We start from the raw sequence: 24,813 nt of genomic DNA, 5'->3' as shown, positions 1-24,813 counted from the left end.
AGTCCTTTCATGGGGAAGTATTTTTGCTGGCGGCATTTAAATATTCGGAGGGCGACATGCCGACGGTATTTTTAAATGCGCGGGAAAAGGAGCGGTAATCCTGGTAACCGATCTGGTAAGCGATTTCCGTGATCGAACAGTTTTGTGCACAGATCAGGGATTTTGCGTACTCCATTTTCTCGGACAGGATATAGTCACGGAAGTTCACACCAGAGTGATTCTTAAAATATATGGTAAAGTACGCTTCACTCAGCCCGACAAGTGCTGCGACATCCTTCGCCTTGATATTGCAGTCAAGATGTGACCGGATATACTCCTTTGCCTGACGGATGATCTGGTCATGGCCGTTATGGCTTGCAGTCAGAAGCTCGGAATAATTCAGAAAGAAATCAATGAGCCAGTCCTTAAGTTCAGATACAGATGGGAGGATATTTAAGTCATCAAAGGTAAATTCCGGAAAAGAGACTGGATGACTGGATTTGATGGCGATATCTTTCTGGACGTTGGAAATCAGAAATAAAAACATCCCGAATATGTAGTTTGGTGGTGGCATGCGCACAAAAAACAGCGAATCAAAAAATGCCGAGCAGTAATCTTTGATCCGCGTGGTATCACCGTTTAAAATGGCATCAGCAAGTGGTGCGGAATCGATACTGCGGGGCGATTCCTGGGGCAGCTGGTGGCAGATGATGCCGGAATCAAAGATTTTTGTGTCTGTTCCGTAAATGCGGTAGGACAGTGCGGAGAGGGCTGCCTGATAAGAGGCAGAGCACTGGCACAGTTCCGGTACAATCGTTCCGACCGCAGCTAAAAAAGAAAGTCCGTTTTTTTTCTGCAGGCCGGTGAGACAGGCTTTGATCCTTGCAAGCAGAAGATCTTCGTTTCCGGCAGAAAGATTGATGATACATACGATCTGCTGTTCCTGATAGAGAAACGCCTCATAAAAAAATGTTTTTAAGACCGGATGGATGGTATGTGTGATGATAGATGCAAAGTCGGTCTCAAAATCGGAGTCAGAGTTTTCCGGTGTCAGTATGACAGCCACGGAGGAATCGGGACCAAGGTTTATATGCAGAAAATTTAAGCGTGCATTTGTCACGTCGGCAGAGGAAATCTCACCCTGCAGAAGCTGTGCAAGAAAATAGGAACGCGAAGATTCCATCAGGCTGCTCAGTTCGTCCGTGCTGATTGTATCGGATGCAGATTTTGCGCGTGTGGCAAGGACATCCTGGTATTCGGCGGAAAGTGCCTGCCTGAATTCCGGGATATTTAAAGGTTTTAAAAAATATCCGTGGACATTGTAGCGGATCGCTTCCTGTGCATAGGAAAAGTCATTATAACCGCTCAGGATCAGAAAGTGAGTGGTAAGTCCGGCATCTCTTGCCCTGCGGATCACTTCCAGTCCGTCCATGCCCGGCATGCGGATATCCATGATCGCAATGTCAGGGCTGGAAGAGAGAAGGAGTGCAAAGGCATCCATGCCGTTCCCGGCAGTTCCAATCAGTTTCAGGGGCAGGTCAGAATCCGAAACAATTTCTTTTAAGCCTCTCAATATGAAGGATTCATCATCTGCGATCATCAGTGTGACATCCATATGTTCGTTCATTGTGTAATCCCCCTTTCATCAATCATATATTGCGCTGCAATTGTAATGATATACAAAAATAAAAAAGTTTTATTAAAATACTTGTATATATTAACATGGAGATATGGAAAGCAAAAGGGGCAGTTTGTATAAGTTTTATGACCGGATATTAGAAAGTGTTACATTGTTCGTGGAAACTGCCGTTGTTCGGAAATGAAAAATCTGGCATGATAGTCACAACAGAAAACACCTGAAACAAAGGAAGGAGAAAACTATGAAAAAGAAAGTGATTAGTGCAATGCTTGCAGCGGCAATGATAATTTCTGTTACAGGCTGCGGAAACAATGGGGGAACAGAAAGTGCGAAAGATACGACCGCTTCAGGAACAGAGACAGCAGTATCGGATACGAAGAAAGACGGTGCAGCGACGATTGAATTCTGGACAAACAACCGTCATGACGAGGCATATATGAATGAGATGATCGATTCTTTCAATGCGAGCCACAGTGATATACAGATCAATTACACGATACTGACAGATGACTGGGCCAATTCCATCCAGCTTGCCTATCAGGGCGGAACGGCACCGGACATTATCAGCATCCAGGCATCCGATAACATGACATTACAGACATATGTGGATGCCGGTATCTTCTATAACATCAAAGACTATATCGCAGGGGACGAAGAATTTCAGAAAGTAACGGAGGCATATGACCATAAATACGAGGGACTTACCTCCTTTGGGGATGATATCTACTGGGTTCCAAACGGTGTCCGTACCGGAACAAGGATTGAGTGGAACAAAGATCTGGTAAATGCTGCCGGGGCAACAGAGATACCGTCAAAATTATCAGATTTCGTGGAGCTTGCCAAAGCAGCTACCAATGATTCCACTTACGGGATCGCATTCACTTCATCCAGTCCGTTTTCAAGATGGTTAGAGGGATGTGGTGAGATGAGCGGCGCAACTCCTGGCGGATATGATTATGCCAATGGCGTATATGATTTTAGCAGCTGGAAAGAGATCGTGGAGGAAGCGGCAAAACTTTATGCAGATGGTTCTGTGCTTCCAGGCTCTGAAAATCAGGGCGTAGATAACAGCCGTGCATTATTTGCACAGGGTGCATTTGCACTCTGGGGAAATGCATCCCAGGAAGCAGGTGTATTTACCGATCAGTTCCCGTGCTCCTTTGACTGGGGTGTAGCAGAACTGCCAACTCTGACCGGTGAAGTCAAAGGCGCGCTGAGCTGCTCACCGAACGGCGGATATGTCATGCTAAGTTCCTGTGAAAATAAAGATGCAGCATGGGAAGTCATCAAATATTTTTCAAGTGAAGATTTCTTAAAGGGATATTTTGAGGGTGGTTACAGCATTCCGTTATCCGGTTATATGAGCAACATTGTCGATACAAGCAATATTGGCAGACTTGCAGATTTTGAACTTCAGGATTACGAGGATGTTTATCCGGCAACACCGGCAGTCAGCGTAGAGGGAGATGACTGGAAGACCGTGTTATGGAATGTAGTACTTGGATATGTCAGTGCAGATGAAGCCATCGAAGATCTGAATACACGCTATAATGCAGCACTTGAGAGCGGACTTTCCAATGGAACATGCAAACGTGTCATTGTTGAGAACTATGATCCGCTTCAGCCGTCAGCAGGAACCGTTACCTATAAAACAGAGTAAAACGCTGTCCTGGTATGGATGCAGGAAAGAAAAGGATGCCTGCATCCATATGGACCCGTTGCCATGGAAGGATAGCGCCATGGAAAGACAGGAGTATATGGATGCAGGCAGCATAAAAATGGAGGGCAGTGTGAAAAGTGGGATTTTTCACACGCAGGAATGGAGAGTCATATGAGTAAAAATAATACGACAGTGATAAAAACAAAAAAGAACCTTAGTTTTGCGGAACGGCTGAAACGCGCAAAAAACAAGGGAGATATTGCGGCAGGTCTTATGCTTTTGCCGGCGGTCATTATGTTACTGGTAGTCTCAGTATACCCGTTTTGCTGGATTTTCCGATATGTATGTTACGAGTACAATGGATTGACGGCGACGTATACCGGAATGCACAATTTTGAGCGTATGCTTACCGATACGACGTTCTGGCAGAGTGTGCTGCACACATTTGAATATGCGGTGCTCAAAATTATATTTATCATTCCGCTGGCACTGATTATGGCAGTTTTTCTGAACCAGAAATTAAGGGGCAGCTCCTTTTTCCGGGGGGTCTATTTTATGCCGACGATCATTTCTACCGCAGTGTCAAGTATGGTATTCGGATTTATCTTTGCGGCGTATAATGGCGTTTTAAACGGCGTGTTAAAGGCGATCGGCGTGATAGGGCAGAATGTTAACTGGTTAGGGGATGCAAAGACCGCCATGTGGTCGGTTCTGATTGTTGCACTCTGGGCAGGTTTTGGTAATTATATGATCTATTTTATCTCAGGAATGTCGAGCATTTCGGAGGACGTATATGAGTCGGCAAAAATCGACGGGGCAAATGGAATTCAGACATTTTTTAAGATCACACTGCCGATGTTAAGCCCGATGTTAAAAATTATTTTAATGCTGGCGATCACCGGGGCATTTAAGGATTATGAGTCAATCATGGTACTTACAAACGGCGGACCGAACAACCGTACACAGGTCATGTTTTTATATATTTACCAGCTTATTTTTGGAAAAGATGTCGGGACAAACCCACAGATCGGTTATGCGACCGTGTTAAGCTTGGTTGCTGCGCTGATCATTGGTATCGTGACAGCTGTTTATATGTATTTTGCAAGAAAACTTGATGAGGTGGTATAAGGAGGTTTTACAGATGAAAATGCGAAAGAAAAATGACACGGCAGTATATTCTACCGGCACAAAGGTCATCCGTTTCCTGGTAGTTCTGCTCATGTCGTTTGTGGCGTTCCTGACGCTGTACCCTATTTTTTATGTAGTGCTGGGGGCGTTTAAGAAGAACCAGGAATTACTTACAGGCGGGATCAATATTTTCCCATCTGAATGGATCGTACAGAATTTTATTGATGCGTGGAATTCTGCAAACTTTGCGGTGTACACAGGAAACAGTATATTCCTTGCTTTAAGTGTCATGATCCTGACCTTAGTTGTCACAAGCATGGCAGGATATGTATTTGCCCGTAAAAATTTCAGGGGCAAGGAACTGATCTATGGTCTGTTTGTGGCATTTATGTTTGTAAATGTAGGATCGGTAACACTGCGTCCACTGTTTGAACTGGCGGTAAAAATCCATATGAATACGTCTCTCTGGAGCGTTGTGTTCATCTCGGCGGGAACTGCACAGGCAACTTATATTTTCCTGATCCGCGGCTATATGAATTCGGTCCCGAAGGAACTCGATGAGGCGGCAAAAATCGATGGATGCACATTTTTCCAGACATTTTATAAGATCATTCTTCCGGTATTAAAGCCGATCCTTGCAACCGTGGCGCTATTGTCTTTCCGCGGAGGCTGGAACGAATATATCCTTCCGCTGGTATTTACAATGACGGATGCCTCAAAGCGTCCCCTGACAGTCGGGGTGACCATGTTAAAGAATGCGGGCGATGGTGCAGCAGCATGGAATATCATGTTTGCCGGGGCGACCATCGCGATCGTTCCGATTCTGGTCATTTACATTTTTGCAAGTAAATATTTTATCAATGGTATGACAGCAGGAGCAGTAAAGGGATAAAAATGGACGAGAGATTAAAAAAATATGTGGATGAAGTGATAGCCCCTAAATTGCAGGGGGATGGCGGTTTTATTGATCTTACCGGAACTGATGGAAATGTTTTACATGTCAGGCTGCAGGGGGAATGTTCGAAGTGTGCGATCGTACCACGCTGTATGAGCTGGATCGAGGAAGAAATAAAAAGAGATCTTGGGATAGACGTCACGGTTTTTGCAGAACGGAAAAAACCGTTTTTCTGGGATACGATTTAAGGAGGAAGAGGCAATGGCATTTGTACAGGTAGTCCGCAGAAGCATGAGACCGGAGGAGTATACGGATCTGCGAGCCGGATGGCTGAAACGGTTTTTATATGAAAGTAAATATGAGATTACAGATATTGAAATTACGGATGCGAGACAGACGGGAGAGAACACTTATGAGTATTATCCGGGTGGTTATCGCAGATTAAAAAAGGGCGATATTTATTTTACGCCCGACGGAACGGTTTTTTTTAAGGCAAAAGTGACCGTGCCAAAAGAGATGCAGGGAAAAGAGCTGTGGCTTTCCATGTGGACGGCGGCGGAGATCATTGTAAAGGTCAATGGGGTTTATGTGGGCGGCATGGATCCAAACCGTGACCGTGTACTGCTCAGTCCTTACATTGACAGCGGGGAACTCCTGATCGAGATGGAGGGGTACAACCGTTCAAAGCCGGATGATGAGCGAAATCCGGATTCCATGAAATTAAAGGGGTGCAGACAGGAATTTCAGGGATTATATCTTGCAACAGTAAATCAGGATGCACTGAGCCTTTTTTATGATCTGCAGCTTCTTCTGGATGTTTCAAAAAGTACCTATTTTAATGAAGATTACAGAAAATTCTTAAATCAGGAATTAAATAATGCCTTAAACGAGATTGACTTTGAGACACTGAGGGAATGCATCGGACAAAATCAGGAGTCGCCATCCATGGAGCGGGAGAAGTATGAATATGTCAATGAGGGAATCCGCGCGGCATCTGCTTACATAGAGAAACATATCTATGAAAATGGTGATTTCCGCGGCAGCGGCAATGTGGCATTAGTAGGGCATTCGCATCTTGATATTGCCTATTACTGGCGCAGGATCCATGCGGTACAGAAGAATGCGCGCACCGTGCTGATTCAGATGCGGCTGATGGACCGGTACCCGGATTTTCATTACACGCATACACAGGCGTATACCTATGAACTTCTGGAAAAATATTACCCGGAACTGTTTGAGGAATTAAAGGAAAAGATCGCGGCGGGCAATTTCGAACCGGTCGGGGCGATGTATATTGAGCCGGACTGCAATATCCCGTCGGCGGAAAGTCTGATCCGCCAGTGTCTGTATGGACAGATGTATTTCCGCAGCCGGTTCGGTAAGACTGTCAATAATGCATGGCTGCCGGATGTTTTTGGAAACAGCTGGATACTGCCGCAGATCTTGAAAAAGAGCGGAGTGGAGTATTTTGTGTCAAATAAAATGTCCACATGGAACGATACCAACCGTTTTCCGCACAATAATTTTATATGGCGCGGGATCGATGGCACAGATGTCTATGCATGTGTTCCTCCAACACACTTTATCACCTGGAATATGCCAAGCCAGATCCAGGAGAACTGGGAGGCATATCAGGATAAGGAGAGCGGCGGACAGACGTTGTCCATGTTTGGATATGGCGATGGGGGCAGCGGTGCTACGGAGGAGATGATCGAACTGATGCACCGGTTTGACAAACTGTCTGTCATGCCAAAGACCGAGCAGACCGGGGGCACAAGTTTTCTGGAAAAGAATTTAAAGGGAAATGAAAATCTTGCTGTGTGGGATGGTGAATTATATCTGGAAATGCACAGGGGGACATTCACAACGAAATCCAACCTGAAACGTGAGAACCGGGAGCTGGAATTTGCCCTGCGCGAGGCAGAACTGTTATTGTCCCTGCGCTGCCTTTCGGGAGAAACTTATCCTGCAGAACAGGTGCGGGATATATATAAGAAGTTTCTGGTCAATCAGTTCCATGATATCCTGCCGGGAAGTCATATCCATCCGGTCTACGAGGATGCGATGGAGGACTATAAAAAAGTGAGGGAATGTGTGGATTCCCTGATTGGAACAGGGGATACCTATTTTAACTCGTTAGGGCAGGAGCGGACGGAAGTTACCTTTGTTGAGATGGAGGATGGACCGGTTCTGCGGAAAGGAAAAAAAGGTGCATTTGTGTGCCCGCAGATGGCACCGTTTGAGACCATGGATGCAGGGCAGATGGAGAAAAAGGCACGGCTTCTGGCAGAAAGACCGGCAGACTGGATTACAGTCAAATATGTAGATGAGCCGTATCGGGTCCGGGTAGAAACCGCGCATGCGAAAATCTGTTTTGCGAAAGACGGGAGCATGGAAAGTTTTTATGACAGGGATCTTGACCGTGAATGGACGGATGGTGCGTTTCACAAACTGCACATTTATCAGGATCTGCCGGGTGTTTATGACGCATGGGATATTCTGCCGAACTACAAAGAGAAAGAGCTTGAGATCACTGTGAAAAAACCGCTTCATCTGGTGGTGGCAGATGGTGCATGTGCATTGTTTGAGGTGGTGCTTGGCACAGAGGCGAGCAGCTGGAAGATGCAGATACGGCTGTTTGCGGACAGCAACGAGATCGAAGTGGAACATCTGGTGGACTGGCATGAGAAACACAAACTTGCGAAGATGGAATTTGGGATGAATCTGGTGTCCAGAGAACTGGTGTGCGATACCAGCGCCGGATTTATACGCAGGGAGACCCATAAGAATACTTCCTGGCAGCAGGCAAGATTTGAGGTGTGTATGCATAAATGGTGCGATATGGCAGAGTCGGACGGCGGAATTGCGATCTTAAACGATGGAAAATATGGTGTCGGGGTCGATGAAAATCATATTACATTAAGTCTGCTGCGCGCGACGATCCGTCCGGATATTACCTCAGATATGGGAAAACATGATTTTTGTTACCGGATCGTTCCACATGCAGGAAACCATCTGGATGCAGGGATCAACCGCAGGGCGTTTGAATTTAATGTACCACTTAAAAAGACTGCCTTGCCGCAGCAGTTCGACGGACGTATCGATGCGGTCATACAGAAGGCAGCAGAGAAAAAAACACTTTATGTGCAGGCGGTAAAGATGAGTGAGGACGAAAAAAATATCATCATCCGTCTGAGTGAACAGGATGGTACAAGAGGAAAACTGGTGCTGCCATTTGCGGTACAGCCGGTAAATCTGCTGGAGGACAGCGAGGGAGAGAGGACAGATGTGATCGTTTATCATCCATTCGAGCTTGTGTCATTTGCCATTCCTGTCCTGCCGGAGTAATGCGTGATGCAGAAAGGAAAATTTCTATGAGACTGGAAAAATATTTTGAAGACCCGGAGATTTTACATGTGGGGACGGAGGAGACGAGATGCTGCTGCGAGCCACAGGATGAAAACGGAGAGAGTCGCAGAAACTGTCTTTCCGGAAACTGGAAATTTCATTATTTTTCCAGTGCGGCAGAAGTGTTTGCAGGCATTGCCGGTGAGGGAAAGGGCGCGGACATAACGGATGTCTGCCGGCATATAAATGAGGGGGGATGGGACAGTATACCGGTTCCATCCTGTTGGCAGAACCATGGATATGACAGCCACCAGTATATCAATGTGCGGTTTCCGATCCCGTTCGATCCGCCCTATGTCCCGGATGAAAATCCGTGCGGGCTGTACGAAACAGAATTTTTGAGAGAGTCACAGACACAGTCGCGCAGTTATCTTTATTTTGAGGGTGTGGATTCCTGCTTTTATGTGTGGGTAAACGGAACATTTGCAGGTTACAGTCAGGTTTCCCATTCGCCGAGTGAATTTGAAGTGACAGAGCTGCTGGCCGACGGCACAAACCGTCTGGATGTTCTCGTGTTAAAATGGTGTGACGGTACATATCTGGAAGATCAGGATAAGTTCCGGATGTCCGGTATTTTCCGGGATGTCTGGCTGATCGAACGCCCATGTGACTTTGTGCGTGATTACACAGTGACGACCGGGATCACGTTTGGGGAAGATCAGGTAACACCGCAGAGCGCGGAGGTCTGTCTTTCCCTTTCCCGCTCGACGGGCGGCAGCAGGCGGGAGCTTTTCGTGCGTGCCATACTAAGAGATGCTTCCGGCAGCGTGGAAGCAGAGGGGCAGACAACACTGGTGTCGAATGGAAGTGAGGCAAAGCTTGTGTTTCCGGTAAAACATCCCAGGTTATGGAGCGCGGAGACGCCGTATCTGTATACGCTTGAGATTCGGACGGAAAACGAAATCCTGCATCAGAATGTGGGCATACGGGAAATCCACATTGAGTCATCCGTAGTGAAACTAAATGGGAGACCGATCAAGATACGCGGTGTGAACCGCCATGACAGCAATGCAAAGACAGGCTATACCATAAGCAGGGAACAGTTGGAGGAAGACCTCAAATTGATGAAATCGCATAATATTAATGCGATCCGCACCAGCCATTATCCCAATGCACCGTGGTTTCCGGAGTACTGTGACAGATACGGTTTTTATGTGATCGCAGAGGCGGATATTGAGATGCACGGAGTAACTTCTTTTTATGGGGGCTCTTCAAAAAAGACTTTTTGTACGCTGGCAATGGATCCGATGTTTGATAAGGCAGTAATAGACCGCGTGGAGCGCTGTGTAAAGCGGGATAAAAATGCACCCTGTATCCTGATCTGGTCGCTTGGGAACGAGTCCGGTTACGGAAATTCGTTTGAGAAAGCAGGACGTTGGGTCAAGGCATATGACCCGACACGCCTGACACATTACGAGGGGGCGGTTTATGAAGCAGAAGGTCACGTAAACGACACATCCATGATCGATCTTTACAGCAGAATGTACCCGCATGTGGAATGGATTGATGAGTATTTTGCAGATCCGGGAAACAAAAAGCCTTATTTTATGTGTGAGTTTGTCCATGCAATGGGAAATGGACCGGGCGGTATCCGCGCCTATATGGACCGAATGTACCGTTATGAGGGATTTTTAGGGGGCTGTGTCTGGGAATGGTGCGATCATGCCATTTATGACGGTGTGGCAGAGAACGGAAAAGAGCGCTATCTGTATGGGGGCGATCACGGGGAACGCTTTCACGACGGCAATTTCTGTGTCGATGGGCTGCTCTATCCAGACCGTACACCGCACACGGGACTTCGGGAATGGAAAAATGCGATCTGTCCGGTTTTTGTCACAGAGATCGATGCAGCCAATGGTATGTTCCTGGTGGAAAACAGGTTTGATTTTCTTGAGGCATCCGGCGAGGCAGAGCTGTGTTATGAGATCAAAGCGGGGGGAAGTGCACAGGACGAAACAGTCATTCTTGCAGATGGAACAAAAGAGTTGCCACATCTGCTGCCGCATGAGAAAGCAGCCTTGACGATCCCGGTGCCAAAGCTGCCGGAAAACATGGATGTGTATGTAAAACTGACGTTTATCCGGAAAAAAGCGGTGGAATATGCAGCGTGCAGCAGTACGTTTGGATTTGCACAGTTTTGCATGCAGGAGCGGAAAGTATCGGTTTTGCAGAGGGAAAACAGAGCGGAACATGAGGTCGTACTTGTGGAGGAGCCGGAGGAATGGATCGTATTATGCGGTACACTTCGTGTTGCCTTTGGGAAGAAGACCGGAGCGCCGACCGGCATTTTCAAAGATGGAAAATCTATTCTCTGGGGACATGCGGGATATCAGATTTACCGTGCACCCACAGACAATGACATCCAGATCAAGGAGAAGTGGAAAGAGGCAGGCTACGATGCGGCAATGACCAAAGTATATCATTCCGATGCATTCTGTCTGGACGGGGAGGCACATTATGTGGCAGATATAGGGATTGCAGCCATATACCGTCAGCCGGCAGTGCACCTTCATGCCGACTGGTGTGTGAACCGCTGGGGCAGGGTCATAGTAACGCTTGATGCGCACAAAGATATGGCGATGCCGCCGCTGCCACGGCTTGGGATCATGCTGCCGGTTGAGCGCTCTATGCGTCATGTTACTTATTACGGCTATGGACCGGATGAAAGCTATATTGATAAAAGGGAACACTGTTATGTCGATATGTTTCAGGCAGAGGTAGAAGACCTGCATGAAAATTATATCAGACCACAGGAGAATGGAAGCCATTATCACTGCCGATATGTCTCACTTGAAAATGAAAAATACCGTCTGCTTGCGGAGGCAGATAATTATCTGGATTTTAACGTTTCGGATTACACGGTGGAAGAACTGGCAGGAAAAAGGCATAATTTTGAACTGGAACCGGCGTCTGGTTCCTTACTGTCGCTGGATGCGCGGATGATGGGCATTGGAAGTAATTCCTGTGGACCGGATCTGCCGGAAGAGTTTTTGCGCGATGAGGCGCATACCGTGTGGAAGGTACAATTACAGATAGAAGAACTGTAAAAATTATAATACATAAAACGGATAGGATAGAGAAACTGCAATTTCATGTCAGACTGAAAGTCAAATGACTTGAAATTTTCATACTTTATTGTGCAATTTGACGATAAACTGTGAAAAAAGTCTCTGTAATATCCGTTTTTTTCCATGAAATGAAAATTAATGAGAAAAAATATCAATAATGTTATTGACATCTAATGAACGTTAGAATATACTAACCAACGTAAGAAATGAAAATCATTATCAATACAGTAGGAGAAAAGAGGAAGAAATGATGCCGCTTACTATGTTAAACACAGGAGAACCGAGTACGATTAAAAAAGTCGGTGGAAAAGAAGAAACCAGAAGATTTTTAGAGAATCTTGGCTTTGTTCCAGGCGGAGAAGTTACAGTCATATCAGAGATCGACGGTAATATGATCGTCAACATCAAGGATTCAAGAGTTGCGATCGGAAAAGACATGGCGAATAAAATTATGGTATAAAACTGTTGCAACAGCGCAGTTTCATGATACAAAAATGAAAAGGAGCGAAACGATGAAGACGTTGAAAGAAGTAGCCTGCGGCAGTACCGTAAAGGTCAAAAAACTGACTGGCGAGGGCCCGGTCAAGAGAAGAATTATGGACATGGGCATCACAAAGGGTGTTGATATCTATGTAAGAAAAGTTGCACCGCTTGGTGATCCGATCGAAGTAACTGTAAGAGGATATGAATTATCCTTAAGAAAAGCAGATGCTGAGATGATCGAGGTAGAGTAATTTTTTTGCCCTGGCGTTAGCAAATGCTAACAAAAGACAGAAAAGACAAACTAAAGCAAGCTATAGCAAACGAAAGCAAGCAGCAGCAAACAAAAGCAAGTTGCAGCAAACTAAAAATAAAAGGAGAAAAGTTATGGCAGTAAAAATTGCACTCGCAGGTAACCCAAACTGCGGAAAAACAACTTTATTTAATGCTTTGACTGGCTCTAACCAATTCGTAGGTAACTGGCCTGGAGTAACAGTAGAAAAAAAAGAAGGTAAATTAAAGGGACATAAGGATGTTGTCATCATGGACTTACCGGGTATTTATTCCTTATCCCCATATACGCTTGAGGAGGTCGTAGCCCGTAATTACTTAATCGGAGACAGACCGGACGCTATCTTAAATATCGTAGATGGTACAAACATTGAGCGTAACCTTTACCTGTCCACACAGTTGATGGAACTTGGCATTCCGGTTATTATGGCAATCAACATGATGGATCTTGTTGAGAAGAACGGTGATAAGATACATATTGACAAATTAAGCAAAAAGCTTGGGTGTGAAGTCGTTGAGATTTCTGCATTAAAGGGAACCGGTATCCAGAAAGCAGCTGAGAAGGCAGTTGCACTTGCACAGCAGAAGAAGAACATGGTTCCGGTACATGAGTTCTCTAAAGATGCAGAAGATGTGATCACAGAGGTTGAGAACAAACTGAGCGGTATTGTTTCAGAGGATCAGAAACGTTTCTTTGCGATCAAGTTATTAGAGAAAGATGACAAGATCAAAGAGCAGATGAAATCTGTTCCGGATGTATCATATGAGATCAAGGAAATGGAAGATAAGTTTGATGATGATACTGAGAGTATTATTACAAACGAGCGTTATGTATACATTTCATCCATCATTGGCGAATGTGTTTCAAAGAGCAGCAAAGAGAAACTTACAACTTCCGATAAGATCGACCGTATCGTGACAAACCGCTGGCTTGCAATTCCGATCTTTGCAGTTGTAATGTTTTTGGTATATTATGTATCTGTAACAACGATTGGTTCTATCTTAACAGACTGGACAAATGATACGCTGTTTGGTGAATGGATCATCCCTGGTGCACAGAGTTTATTTGAAAACATCGGATGTGCTGACTGGCTGACAGGTCTGATCGTAGATGGTGTGATCTCCGGTGTAGGTGCAGTACTTGGTTTCGTACCGCAGATGTTAGTACTGTTCCTGTTCCTTGCATTCTTAGAGTCCTGTGGTTACATGGCACGTGTCGCATTCATCATGGATCGTGTATTTCGCAAATTCGGACTTTCAGGAAAATCATTCATTCCGATGCTGATCGGTAGTGGATGTGGTGTTCCTGGTGTTATGGCATCAAGAACAATTGAGAGCGACCGTGACCGTAAAATGACGATCATGACAACAACCTTTATTCCTTGCGGAGCAAAACTCCCAATTATCGCTTTGATCGCAGGTGCTTTCTTCGACAATGCAGGATGGGTTGCATGGAGCGCATACTTCGTAGGTGTGGCAGCAATCGTATGCTCCGGTATTATTTTAAAGAAAACAAAAATGTTCGCTGGCGATCCGGCACCATTCGTTATGGAGCTTCCGGCATATCACTGGCCGACAGTTGGCAACGTATTAAGAAGTATGTGGGAGCGTGGCTGGTCTTTCATCAAAAAAGCTGGTACGATCATCACGTTATCAACCATCATCTTATGGTTCTTGATGAACTTCGGATGGACAGATGCAGGCTTTGGTATGTTAAGTTTCGATGGACTTGAGGGTGCTGCTCTTGAGGCTGCCCAGGCAGAATGTATCCTTGCAAAGATCGGTTCTGCAATCGGCTGGATCTTTACTCCGCTTGGATGGACACAGAGTGGTAACGGCTGGAAGATGGCAGTTGCAGCAATCAGCGGTCTGATCGCAAAAGAGAACGTCGTAGCAACATTCGGTATGTTATTTGGTTTCGCAGAAGTTGCAGAAGATGGTACTGAATTCTGGGGCAATCTTGCCGCTGTTATGACTCCGGTAGCTGCATACGGCTATCTGGTATTCAACCTCTTATGCGCACCTTGCTTCGCTGCAATGGGAGCTATCAAGAGAGAGATGAACAATACAAAATGGTTCTGGTTTGCAATCGGATATCAGTGTGGTTTAGCATATGTAGTATCCTTATGTATCTACCAGATCGGTACATTGATCACAACCGGTACATTCGGTATTGGAACTGTTGTTGCTTTCGTACTTGTAATCGGTCTTTTATATCTGTTATTCAGACCTTACAAAGAGAGCGATACATTAAAAGTAAATGTAAAAGGCATGGCAGGCGCAAGATAAGCACTGCTTCTAAGGTGGCTGCCGTGTGTTGACACGGCAGCCATATTTATAACAAGGAGGAAAACAAGGAGGATTATCTTATGGGAACAGTTGTAACGGGAGCAGTAGTTGTGGTAATTGTGGGACTTATCATCCGCAGCATGGTTCGCGATAAGAAAAACGGAAAATCCCTTCAGTGCGGAGGCGATTGTGGGAAGTGCGGAGGGCACTGTCATTAATATAGGAGGAGACCATGACGGCAGGAGTAAACAGTCAGAAAAAGAAAAATCATGAGACGGCAAATTACCACAGAACCCAGATGCAGAAAGAAATTGTCATTCAAAGATTGAGAGAACAGGGTTGTCGTATTACCAAGCAGCGTCTGATGCTGTTGGACGTGATTCTCAATGAAGATTGTTCTTGCTGCAAGGAAATCTATTACAGAGCAGCAGAAGTTGATCCGGGAATCGGGGCGGCAACTGTTTATCGCATGGTCAATTTATTAGAAGAAATCGGGGCTATCAGTAGAAAAAATATGTATCGTATCGCATGTGGGGCGGTATGTGATAGAGAAAAGGCATGTACGATCGAGCTTGATGATGATACCATAAAGGAATTATCGGCAAAAAGCTGGAATGCGGTAGTGCTTGCAGGTTTGAAAGCATGTGGTTATATCGATAAACAAAGAATTAAAAGCGTCGTAGTACAGTCCTGCGACTGTGAGGAAGCGGGCTGACAGATCAGGGAGTAAATATGTTAAAGATTACAGTGGATGTAGATGGAATGCAGTGCGGAATGTGCGAAAATCATGTAAATGAAGCGGTTCGTGGCGCATTTCCGGTCAAAAAAGTATCTTCCTCTCACAGTAAAAAACAGACCGTGATCATCACGGAGCAGGATATTGATGAGCAGGAATTAAAGGCTGTCATTGACGGAACAGGATATGAGTCAGGTGCAGTCAGAAAAGAACCATATGAGAAAAAAGGGCTGTTTGGATTTATGAAATAACAGAAGAAAACAGCCATTGCATAGAAAAATGGAAAACGCGGGAATCTGCAGAGAGGATTCCTGCGTTTTTTATAAGAAATTACGTCTTATAAATTAAAAAGCACACAAAAATATCCGGTAATTTTCTGATATATTGAAAATTTTTTTGACCATAGTATATCTGCAAAGGACAGGTCATGAATCTGTTATTTTAAGGACATATTTTGTATAACTATTTTCAGATAACCTTTATAGTTAAGGTATCATAGCAATAGAAAGCAGGAATGAAATAGTATAATTATGGAGGGCAGTATGAAATACGGATATTTTGATGAAAGTAAAAAAGAATATGTGATCACAAGACCGGATACACCGGCACCATGGGTCAACTACCTTGGTTCGCCGGAGTATGGAGCAATTATATCCAATAATGCAGGGGGATATAGTTTTGCAAAATCAGGAGCAAACGGAAGAATTTTAAGGTATGTCTTTAACCAGTTTGATGAACCGGGCAGATATATTTATATCAGGGATAATGAAAACAGAGATTACTGGTCTGCATCATGGCAGCCGGTTGGAAAAAGTTTAGATACTTATAAGAGCGAGTGCCATCATGGCACTGCATATACAAAGATGAAAGCTGTGTATGACGGTATCAGTTCAGAAGTGCGGTACTATGTTCCGTTAGATCAGTCATATGAAGTGTGGAATCTTGGCATTACAAACGATTCTGACCGGGAAAGGGAGCTGACCGTGACCGGTTATGCGGAATTTACGAATAACAGTAATTATGAGCAGGATCAGGTAAATCTCCAATATTCACAGTTTATCACAAGGACAGTTTTCTGTGAAAACCGCATCCGCCAGATGATCCATGCAAATCTTGATAAGATTGAAAATGGAAAAGAAATTGACCATAAGACCGTGATCAACCGGTTTTTCGGACTTGCCGGGGCAAAAGCTGATTCCTGGTGTGGAGAAAAAGAAGAATTCCTTGGCAGATATCATGGATATGGAAATCCCAAAGGGGTAGAAGACGGCGTTTTAAATAACAGGGGAAATTATAATGAAAACGGCTGCGGAGCCATTTCCACCGTACTTCATCTGAAACCGGGAGAAACCAGGGAAATCGCGTTTCTTGTGGGAATGAAAGAAGACGATGAGGCGGCTGAAATTGTAGCAGGATATGAGAACACAGAGGAAGTATGTAAAAAAGAACTGGAAGAACTGACGGCATACTGGCATGGAAAACTTTCCCATTTCCAGGTTAAGACACCGAGCAAGGAATTTGACACTATGATCAATACCTGGAATGCATATAACTGCTTTATGACATTTATCTGGTCAAGAGCGGCATCTTTTACTTATTGCGGTTTAAGAAACGGATATGGTTACCGCGATACGGTACAGGATATTCAGGGTGTGATTCATCTGGCACCGGAAATGGCAGTAGATAAAATCCGTTTTATGCTCTCCGCACAGGTGGATAACGGAGGAGGACTTCCGCTGGTTAAATTTACACACAATCCAGGACATGAAGATACACCGGACGATGCTTCTTATGTACAGGAAACAGGACATCCGGCTTACCGGGCAGATGATGCACTCTGGCTGTTCCCGACAGTATACAAATATGTATCAGAAACGGGCGATACTGCATTTATGGATGAGGTAATTCCATTTGCAAATAAAGATGAAGGAACGGTTTATGAACATTTGAAACGTGCGATTGATTTTTCCATGAACCATCTAGGAAAGCACAGCATGCCAGCCGGACTCTATGCAGACTGGAATGACTGTTTAAGACTTGGAAAAGATGGAGAGTCAACGTTTGTTGCATTTCAGTTTTATTATGCAATGACAATTTTACGCATTTTTGCAGAACATAAAAAGGATACGGAATACATTGCATTTCTGGATGAAAACCAGAAAAAGTTAGGAAATCTGATCCAGGAACTCTGCTGGGATGAAGACAGATTTATCCGTGGATTTACGGAGAGTGGAGAGACGATTGGAAAACGTACTGATCCGGAAGCAAATATGTGGTTAAACCCTCAGAGCTGGGCGGTGATCAGCGGACTTGCAGATGAGAAACAGGCAGACTGTGCATTACAGCAGGTTTATGACAGGTTAAACACGGAATATGGAGCAATCTTAATGGATCCTCCATACCATGAACATGCATTTGACGGGGCTCTTGCAGTTATTTACAATGCCGGAACAAAAGAAAATGCCGGTATTTTTTCGCAGTCGCAGGGCTGGATCATTTTAGCGGAAGCATTAAGAGGACATGGGGAGAGGGCATTTACTTATTTTATGGAGAACGCTCCGGCAGCGCAGAATGACAAGGCAGAGATCCGCAGATTAGAGCCATACTGTTATGGGCAGTTTACGGAAGGGAAAGACAGTCCGAATTTTGGACGATCCCATGTACACTGGCTGACTGGGACAGCATCAACGGTTATGGTGGGCTGTGTGGAGGGAATCCTTGGCATGCGTCCTGACCTTTATGGACTTCGCATTGCACCGTCGATTCCGAAAGAATGGGAGATGTTTGAGATAGATAAAGATTTCAGGGGATGTCATCTGCATATTACCGTAAAAAATCCGGGACATGCCGAGAGCGGCTGCAAAAAACTTTTCGTGAATGGACAGGAGATGAAAGATAATTATATTCCGCAGACTGTGCTTACTGATGAGACAGACATAGAACTGATTATGTCGTAAAAAAAATGTCATGTAAAGAAGGGAGAGTCTTATGAACAAGATAGAATTTACAGATAAAAATGGAACCTTCCGTATCCATAATCCGGAAAATTACAGCGGGCTGTATCTTCCGCTGGCAGGTGAAACAGGGTTAAAATCCAGTATCACGCCAAATCTCGGAGGAGACAGCAAGACAGATCAGAATCATTTTCTGTTAGAACCTGTCAGTATTGAAAATTTACATAATAACCGCAATACGAGAAATTTTTGGTGTCGTATTGAAAATAAGGGCAGCTGGTCCGTCTGTGGTTCTTCGGCAAAGCAGGAAGCGGCAAAATTTACAAAGGATCAGGATGAAAGCATATTAGAAGCTGGTTTTATGTGGCAGAAACTGACGAGAATATCCAGAGAATATGAAATGAAAGCAGAAACCACTTCCTTTGTTACGATAGATGGGACAATGGAAGTAATGATGACAGAACTGACCAATACAGCGGATCAGGAACAGAAGATTACACCGGTTGCTGTGATTCCGCTTTATGGACGGAGTGCAGACAATATCAGGGATCATCGTCATGTGACGTCGCTGCTGCACAGAATTGAAACAAAAACGTATGGCGTGGAGGTGTGCCCGGTGCTTTCCTTTGATGAGAGGGGCCATCAGAAAAATCAGACGGTCTATTTTGTATATGGATCTACAGGAGAGGGAGAGGCGCCGGAAAAATTCTATCCGACAACGGAAATGTTTATCGGGGAAGGGGGAAGTTACCTGAATCCCGAAGCGGTAAGAATGGATAAGGACGGTGTTCTGGCAGGAACAAAACTGCAGGGAAAAGAGGCAGCAGGTGGAATGCGTTTCGCACCGGTTACCTTAAAACCACAGGAGACAGTCACGTATCTGGTACTTGCAGGGGTTTCCGGGGAAAAACAGAATATTGAGAAAATGACATCTGCTTACCGTACGAAAAAACAGATCGAGAAGGCATTTGAAGCCGTAAAAAAACACTGGACGGACAAAGTAAATGTTGATTTTTCAACGGGTGATACAAACATTGATAATTATTTAAAATGGATCTGTTTTCAGCCGGTTCTGCGCCGCATTTATGGCTGTTCATTTTTACCATATCATGATTATGGCAAAGGAGGACGTGGCTGGAGAGATCTCTGGCAGGACTGTCTTGCTCTGCTGATCATGGAGCCGTCAGTAGTACGCCAGATGATCGTTGACAATTATGGCGGTGTAAGGATGGATGGAACGAACGCAACGATCATTGGCAGCAGACAGGGAGAATTTATTGCAGACCGCAATAACATTACACGCGTATGGATGGATCATGCATTCTGGCCGTTTGTGACGACAAAATTATATCTGGATCAGACAGGAGATCTTGATATTTTGCTGGAGAAGGTAACCTATTTCAAAGATCTGCAGACAAAAAGAGGTACTGCACATGATAATAACTGGGATCATGCATATGGAAATAAACAGCGCACAGCAGGTGGAAATATTTATTTTGGAACAATTTTAGAACATATTTTACTGCAGAATCTATGTGCTTTTTATGATGTCGGAGAGCATAATGAGATGAGACTGCACGGTGCGGACTGGAATGATGCACTTGACATGGCATGGGAAAAAGGCGAGAGTGTGGCATTTACGTGTGCATATGCTGGAAATTTAAAAGACATTGCAGATTGTCTGAAGCATATGGAAGAGAAAACCGGGATCAGTAAAATTGAAATGGCAGAAGAGATGAAATGTCTGCTTGCGGAAGGAACAGAATTATATGAAAGTCCGGACAGAAAGCAGAAACTGCTGGACGAATATACCAGCCTCTGCGAACATAATGTAAAAGGAGGCATGATCCTGGTTTCCACAGAACAGATACGAAAGAATCTGGTGGAGAAGGCAGAGTGGCTGATGCAGCATATCAGAGAGAAAGAATGGATCAGTGCCGGGGATGATATGGGTTGGTTTAACGGATATTATGACAATCATGGAAATGCGGTTGAGTACAGTAAAAAGGATGAAGTCCGCATGATGCTGACAGGACAGGTGTTCGCAGTCATGAGCAAAACTGCGGGAGAGGAACAGGTAAAAGAAATCTGCAGGAGTGCAGACAAATTTCTGTTTGATCAGAAAGCCGGTGGATATCGTCTGAATACAGATTTTAAAGAGGAGAAATTTGATCTCGGAAGAATGTTTGGATTTGCCTATGGGGAAAAAGAAAATGGTGCAGTGTTTTCCCATATGACAGTCATGTATGCGAATGCACTGTATCAGAGAGGATTTATCCGGGAGGGACATAAAGTTCTGCAGACACTTTTAGAAGCCGCAATGAATTTTGAAAACAGTAAAATGTACCCGGGACTGCCGGAGTATTTTGATAATGAAGGCAGAGGACTTTATGCATATCTGACAGGTGCGGCGAGCTGGTATATGCTGACGATGATCACAGAGGTATTTGGTGTAAAAGGAGATCTTGGAGATCTGGTGATCGCACCATCTCTGCTGCCGGAACAGTTTGATGAAAAAGGCAGTGCTGGATTGAAGCTGGAATTTGCCAGGAAGAAATTTGAGATCATAATGCATAATCCGGAAAAGAAGGACTTAAGAATAGAGCAGATCAGACGGGCAGTGTGCGATGAGAAAGTCGTATTGGAACCGGAGCCGGAATATGGTGTACGGTTAAGGAAGAGTGTGATTGAAACACTTGACCCAAAAAAATGTCACAGAATTGATGTGTTTTTTCAAGAGTAACATGTAAAAATGACTGATAGGGTGAGAGAAGCAGCATACAGATTTTGTATGCTGCTTTTTTTAGAAAACATGCATTACCACATGGATTTATAATATTTATCCCGGTATTTTTTGGGCGTCAGTCCGGTATAGTTTTCAAAAATCTGAATGAAATGACTCTGTGAGGAGAAAGAAAGATAGTTTGCGATGTCGACGATCGGTTTGTCAGAATACCGCAGCAGATGAGTTGCCTTTTCAATCTTTTTTTCACGGATATAATCGCTGATGGATATGCCGAGGTTCTGTTTGAAAACGCGCGAGAGATAACTTTCAGACAGATCGGTATATTCAGCTAAAGTGGTTATGGTAATGCGTTCTTTGATGTGTGTATAGATGTAATCCACACATTGCATGACCGGTTTCGAGAGTATAGAACTTTTTTTCTGTAAAATCATTTTTCCGGTAAAATCTTTTACCATTTCATGATGCAGATCTGCCACCTGCCGGACGGTGGTACACGAATCCATCCTTAAAATATAAAAATCACTCAGGCGGTAAGCCTGCTCCGGCTCTAATCCGCCATCAATACAATAGCGCGTGATCATAGCGGTAGTGACAACAAAATGATATTTAATATTTGTAAGCGGATTACGGGAAAGGACACCGGTACCCTTTAAGTCGATGAAGGCATCTTCCTTACAGTTTCGTATCACAGAATCCATGTCACCGGTTTTGACTGCATTGTAAAAAGAATATTCAACAGTCGGGGAACGGTGCAGCATATCGTATTCACTGTTGGCTAATTCTGTGTGATACCATTCTTTTGAAAGTTCCATAGCATTACTCCTGTTTTTTATTTTCGCATTATTATGTCATGAATCTGATATTTTTTCAAGTGATTTAATATAATGCAGAGCTGAAATCCGGTAATATATCACTTGTAAACAAGACAGGAACACAAAAGATAAAGTGTTCCAAAGGTGCTTATAAAAAGGGAGGAAAAGTAAATGAAACGAAGAATCGTAAGTATGATGCTTGTGGCAGCAATGGGGACAGCTTTACTGGCAGGCTGTGGAGGAAATACAGCAAACAGCAGCACAGCAGAGAAATCCAATGACACAGCAAAAGAAGACACTGCGCCGGTAACAGAGACAGCAGGTACAGACGCAGAGACAGGTACTTCTGATGAGGGAAAAGTATTGAATATCTACTGCTGGAATGAGGAGTTCAAGAGTCGTCTGACAGATCATTATCCTGGATATACAGAGGTAGATGCAACCACAGGTACGATCGGTGATGTAACAGTAAAATGGAACATTACCCCGAGTGATGATATGGCATATCAGAATAACCTGGATGCAGCCTTATTAAAGCAGTCTGATGCAGCAGCAGATGATAAAATTGATATCTTCCTGGTAGAAGCTGATTATGCATTGAAATATGTTGATACCGATTACACAATGGCAGTGACAGACCTTGGTATTACCGATGAAGATCTTTCTAAACAGTATCAGTACACCAAAGATGTTGTTACCAATTCTGATGGTGTATTAAAAGGTCTTTCATGGCAGGGCTGTCCTGGCGTATTATTCTATAACAGAGATGCAGCAAAAGCAGTATTAGGTTCTGATGATCCGGCAGAGGTTCAGAATTATGTGAAAGACTGGGATACATTTAATGATACAGCAAAGAAGATGAAAGATGCCGGCTACACCATCACATCTTCCGTAAATGATACATACCGTGTATATTCCAACAACGTTTCTTCCAAATGGGTTGTTGATGGCAAAATCAATATTGATGACAACATTATGAAATGGGTTGATGATTCCAAAGAGCTTGTTGATGCGGGAGAAACAGGAACATATGATATGTGGAGCGATGACTGGAAGAAAGGCTTCTATCCGGAAGGAAATGTATTCTGCTACTTTGGACCTGCATGGTTAGTAAACTTCTCAATGGCAGCAGATACCGAAGGCAGTATCGGTTACAACGGCGGCTGGGGTGCAACCGAAGGACCACAGGGCTTTTTCTGGGGTGGTACATGGATCTGTGCAGCAACAGGAACGGATAACCAGAGTCTTGTAAAAGATATCTTGCTTCAGATGACAACCAATGATGATGTTATGAGAGAGATCATCGAGAAAGATGATGACTTTGTAAACAATCAGGATGTAATCGTTGAGATGGCAGACAGCTCTTACGCAAGTAAAATCTTAGGCGGACAGAATCCACTTGGTATTTATAATGAGGGTGTATCCAAACTTGATTTAAGTAATCTTTCTTCATACGATCAGGGATGCAACGAAGAATTTCAGCATGCAATGAAGAACTATTTTGAAGGAAGTGCAACGAAAGAAGAGGCATTAGACTTGTTTTACAAATCAGTTTTAGAGAAATATCCGGAATTAACATATTAAGAAGATGAATGATCTAAAAATAACAATGGAAAGCACGCTCTGCGGATATTCTGTTGTTATGAATGAAAAGCTGCGCCTGCCGGAATGCAATAAGGAAGGCAGGTGCGGTTTATTCAGGTTAAAATGCCAAGCGCAGAGCTGACAGCATGTTTACACAGGATAAAGGTGAAGGATGCTGTGAGCTCTGTGGATGAAAATAATACACTCTGAAAAAGGAGGTCAGATTATCATGAAAAAAAGTAGTGGAAAGGTAGTAAGGTACAATAAATGGGGGTATATCTTTTTGATTCCATTTATTGTAGTATACGTTATTTTTCAGCTGATCCCATTAGTCAGCACTATTTACAACAGTTTCTTTGAAAACTATATGTCAGGACTGACACAGGTCGGACCAAAGTTTGTCGGACTTGCAAACTATCAAAAACTCTTTTCTGATGGAGATATCTGGGTTTATACAAAAAATACTATGGTATTATGGATCATGTGTTTCGTGCCGCAGATCATTTTATCACTGGTACTTGGCGCCTGGTTCTCCGATGTACGTCTTAAATTAAAAGGAACCCGTTTCTTTAAAACAGTTGTATATCTGCCGAATCTGATCATGGCATCTGCATTTTCCATGTTGTTCTTTACGTTGTTCTCTGATGGAGGACCCATCAACTCAATGCTGATGCAGATTGGATTGGTTGATACACCGTATAAATTTTTATCGAATGTAGGAAGTGCAAGAGGGTTGATCGCATTGATGAACTGTCTGATGTGGTTTGGTAATACGACGATCCTTCTGATGGCAGGCATGATGGGTATCGATACCTCTCTGTTTGAGGCAGCAGAGGTCGATGGGGCAACTTCTTCGCAGGTATTCTGGCAGATCACACTGCCGCTGTTACGCCCAATCCTTGTATATGTGGTTATCACATCTCTGATCGGTGGTTTACAGTTATTTGATGTGCCACAGATCTTAACCAATGGAACCGGTGACCCGATGCGTTCTACCATGACGCTGATCATGTTCTTAAATAAACATCTCTATAGTAAGAACTATGGTATGGCTGGTGCACTGTCAGTTGTTCTGTTTATCATTACAGGTATTTTAAGTCTGGTAGTATTTAAGATAACCGGCAATGATAAGAGGAAGGGGTGA

At 44.1% G+C, this 24,813-nt stretch carries 18 protein-coding genes; 16 read left to right on the top strand and 2 right to left on the bottom strand.

Translation table 11 applies throughout. From position 1 onward, the window contains the following. Positions 1 to 7: 7 nt before the first annotated feature. Positions 8 to 1,606, bottom strand: coding sequence for a response regulator (locus RIL182_RS11935; protein WP_006858797.1), 1,599 nt, complete (start codon positions 1,604 to 1,606; stop codon positions 8 to 10). 253 nt (positions 1,607 to 1,859) lie between these two features. Between RIL182_RS11935 and RIL182_RS11930 the strand changes: the two genes are divergently transcribed. The 14 genes from RIL182_RS11930 (at position 1,860) to RIL182_RS11865 (ending at position 21,270) form a co-directional block, all read left to right on the top strand. Next, positions 1,860 to 3,278, top strand: a complete 1,419-nt coding sequence (locus tag RIL182_RS11930) for an ABC transporter substrate-binding protein (RefSeq protein ID WP_006858796.1) — start codon at positions 1,860 to 1,862, stop codon at positions 3,276 to 3,278. A gap of 171 nt (positions 3,279 to 3,449) precedes the next feature. Continuing rightward, positions 3,450 to 4,406 carry a carbohydrate ABC transporter permease gene (locus tag RIL182_RS11925; protein ID WP_015520396.1) on the top strand — a complete coding sequence of 319 codons (957 nt, stop codon included), beginning with the start codon at positions 3,450 to 3,452 and terminating at the stop codon, positions 4,404 to 4,406. Positions 4,407 to 4,419: 13 nt separating this feature from the next. Beyond that, on the top strand, positions 4,420 to 5,298 hold the full coding sequence (locus RIL182_RS11920) for a carbohydrate ABC transporter permease (RefSeq protein WP_015560419.1): 879 nt from the start codon (positions 4,420 to 4,422) through the stop codon (positions 5,296 to 5,298). Positions 5,299 to 5,300: 2 nt separating this feature from the next. Beyond that, positions 5,301 to 5,549 (top strand): NifU family protein, encoded by a 249-nt coding sequence (locus RIL182_RS11915; RefSeq protein ID WP_006858793.1) that lies wholly within the window; start codon positions 5,301 to 5,303, stop codon positions 5,547 to 5,549. A 13-nt stretch (positions 5,550 to 5,562) separates the two neighbouring features. Then, entirely contained in the window at positions 5,563 to 8,649 is a 3,087-nt protein-coding gene (locus RIL182_RS11910) for an alpha-mannosidase (protein ID WP_015520397.1), read from the top strand. Between the two features lie 26 nt (positions 8,650 to 8,675). Then, positions 8,676 to 11,756 carry a glycoside hydrolase family 2 TIM barrel-domain containing protein gene (locus tag RIL182_RS11905; protein WP_242655632.1) on the top strand — a complete coding sequence of 1,027 codons (3,081 nt, stop codon included), beginning with the start codon at positions 8,676 to 8,678 and terminating at the stop codon, positions 11,754 to 11,756. A gap of 268 nt (positions 11,757 to 12,024) precedes the next feature. Further along, positions 12,025 to 12,237 carry a FeoA family protein gene (locus RIL182_RS11900; protein ID WP_006858789.1) on the top strand — a complete coding sequence of 71 codons (213 nt, stop codon included), beginning with the start codon at positions 12,025 to 12,027 and terminating at the stop codon, positions 12,235 to 12,237. Between the two features lie 52 nt (positions 12,238 to 12,289). Further along, entirely contained in the window at positions 12,290 to 12,511 is a 222-nt protein-coding gene (locus RIL182_RS11895; protein WP_015560421.1) for a FeoA family protein, read from the top strand. Between the two features lie 133 nt (positions 12,512 to 12,644). After that, the gene (feoB, locus tag RIL182_RS11890; RefSeq protein ID WP_006858787.1) at positions 12,645 to 14,837 is read left to right on the top strand and encodes a ferrous iron transport protein B; all 2,193 of its coding nucleotides are present in this window, start codon (positions 12,645 to 12,647) and stop codon (positions 14,835 to 14,837) included. Positions 14,838 to 14,917: 80 nt separating this feature from the next. Then, the gene (locus RIL182_RS11885; protein ID WP_006858786.1) at positions 14,918 to 15,055 is read left to right on the top strand and encodes a FeoB-associated Cys-rich membrane protein; all 138 of its coding nucleotides are present in this window, start codon (positions 14,918 to 14,920) and stop codon (positions 15,053 to 15,055) included. A gap of 14 nt (positions 15,056 to 15,069) precedes the next feature. Then, positions 15,070 to 15,552, top strand: coding sequence for a Fur family transcriptional regulator (locus RIL182_RS11880; RefSeq protein ID WP_006858785.1), 483 nt, complete (start codon positions 15,070 to 15,072; stop codon positions 15,550 to 15,552). A gap of 17 nt (positions 15,553 to 15,569) precedes the next feature. After that, complete coding sequence (locus RIL182_RS11875; RefSeq protein WP_006858784.1) at positions 15,570 to 15,824, top strand: heavy-metal-associated domain-containing protein; 255 nt, start codon at positions 15,570 to 15,572, stop codon at positions 15,822 to 15,824. 291 nt (positions 15,825 to 16,115) lie between these two features. Beyond that, the gene (locus tag RIL182_RS11870; RefSeq protein WP_044999487.1) at positions 16,116 to 18,530 is read left to right on the top strand and encodes a GH36-type glycosyl hydrolase domain-containing protein; all 2,415 of its coding nucleotides are present in this window, start codon (positions 16,116 to 16,118) and stop codon (positions 18,528 to 18,530) included. Between the two features lie 31 nt (positions 18,531 to 18,561). Next, positions 18,562 to 21,270, top strand: a complete 2,709-nt coding sequence (locus RIL182_RS11865; protein ID WP_006858783.1) for a GH36-type glycosyl hydrolase domain-containing protein — start codon at positions 18,562 to 18,564, stop codon at positions 21,268 to 21,270. A gap of 74 nt (positions 21,271 to 21,344) precedes the next feature. Here the strand turns inward: RIL182_RS11865 and RIL182_RS11860 are convergent, their stop codons facing one another. Continuing rightward, positions 21,345 to 22,085: a helix-turn-helix domain-containing protein gene (locus RIL182_RS11860; protein ID WP_006858782.1), complete on the bottom strand. Its 741-nt coding sequence runs from the start codon at positions 22,083 to 22,085 to the stop codon at positions 21,345 to 21,347. Positions 22,086 to 22,256: 171 nt separating this feature from the next. On the opposite strand from RIL182_RS11860, the gene RIL182_RS11855 reads away from it, so the two are divergent. Together RIL182_RS11855 and RIL182_RS11850 are read left to right on the top strand one after the other, a co-directional pair. Beyond that, on the top strand, positions 22,257 to 23,669 hold the full coding sequence (locus tag RIL182_RS11855; protein ID WP_118599195.1) for a carbohydrate ABC transporter substrate-binding protein: 1,413 nt from the start codon (positions 22,257 to 22,259) through the stop codon (positions 23,667 to 23,669). A 229-nt stretch (positions 23,670 to 23,898) separates the two neighbouring features. Beyond that, positions 23,899 to 24,813: a carbohydrate ABC transporter permease gene (locus tag RIL182_RS11850; protein ID WP_015560427.1), complete on the top strand. Its 915-nt coding sequence runs from the start codon at positions 23,899 to 23,901 to the stop codon at positions 24,811 to 24,813.

Origin of the sequence: Roseburia intestinalis L1-82, from assembly GCF_900537995.1 — a bacterium.
GTDB lineage: Bacteria > Bacillota > Clostridia > Lachnospirales > Lachnospiraceae > Roseburia > Roseburia intestinalis.
This window is presented reverse-complemented; position numbering and strand designations above follow the sequence as displayed.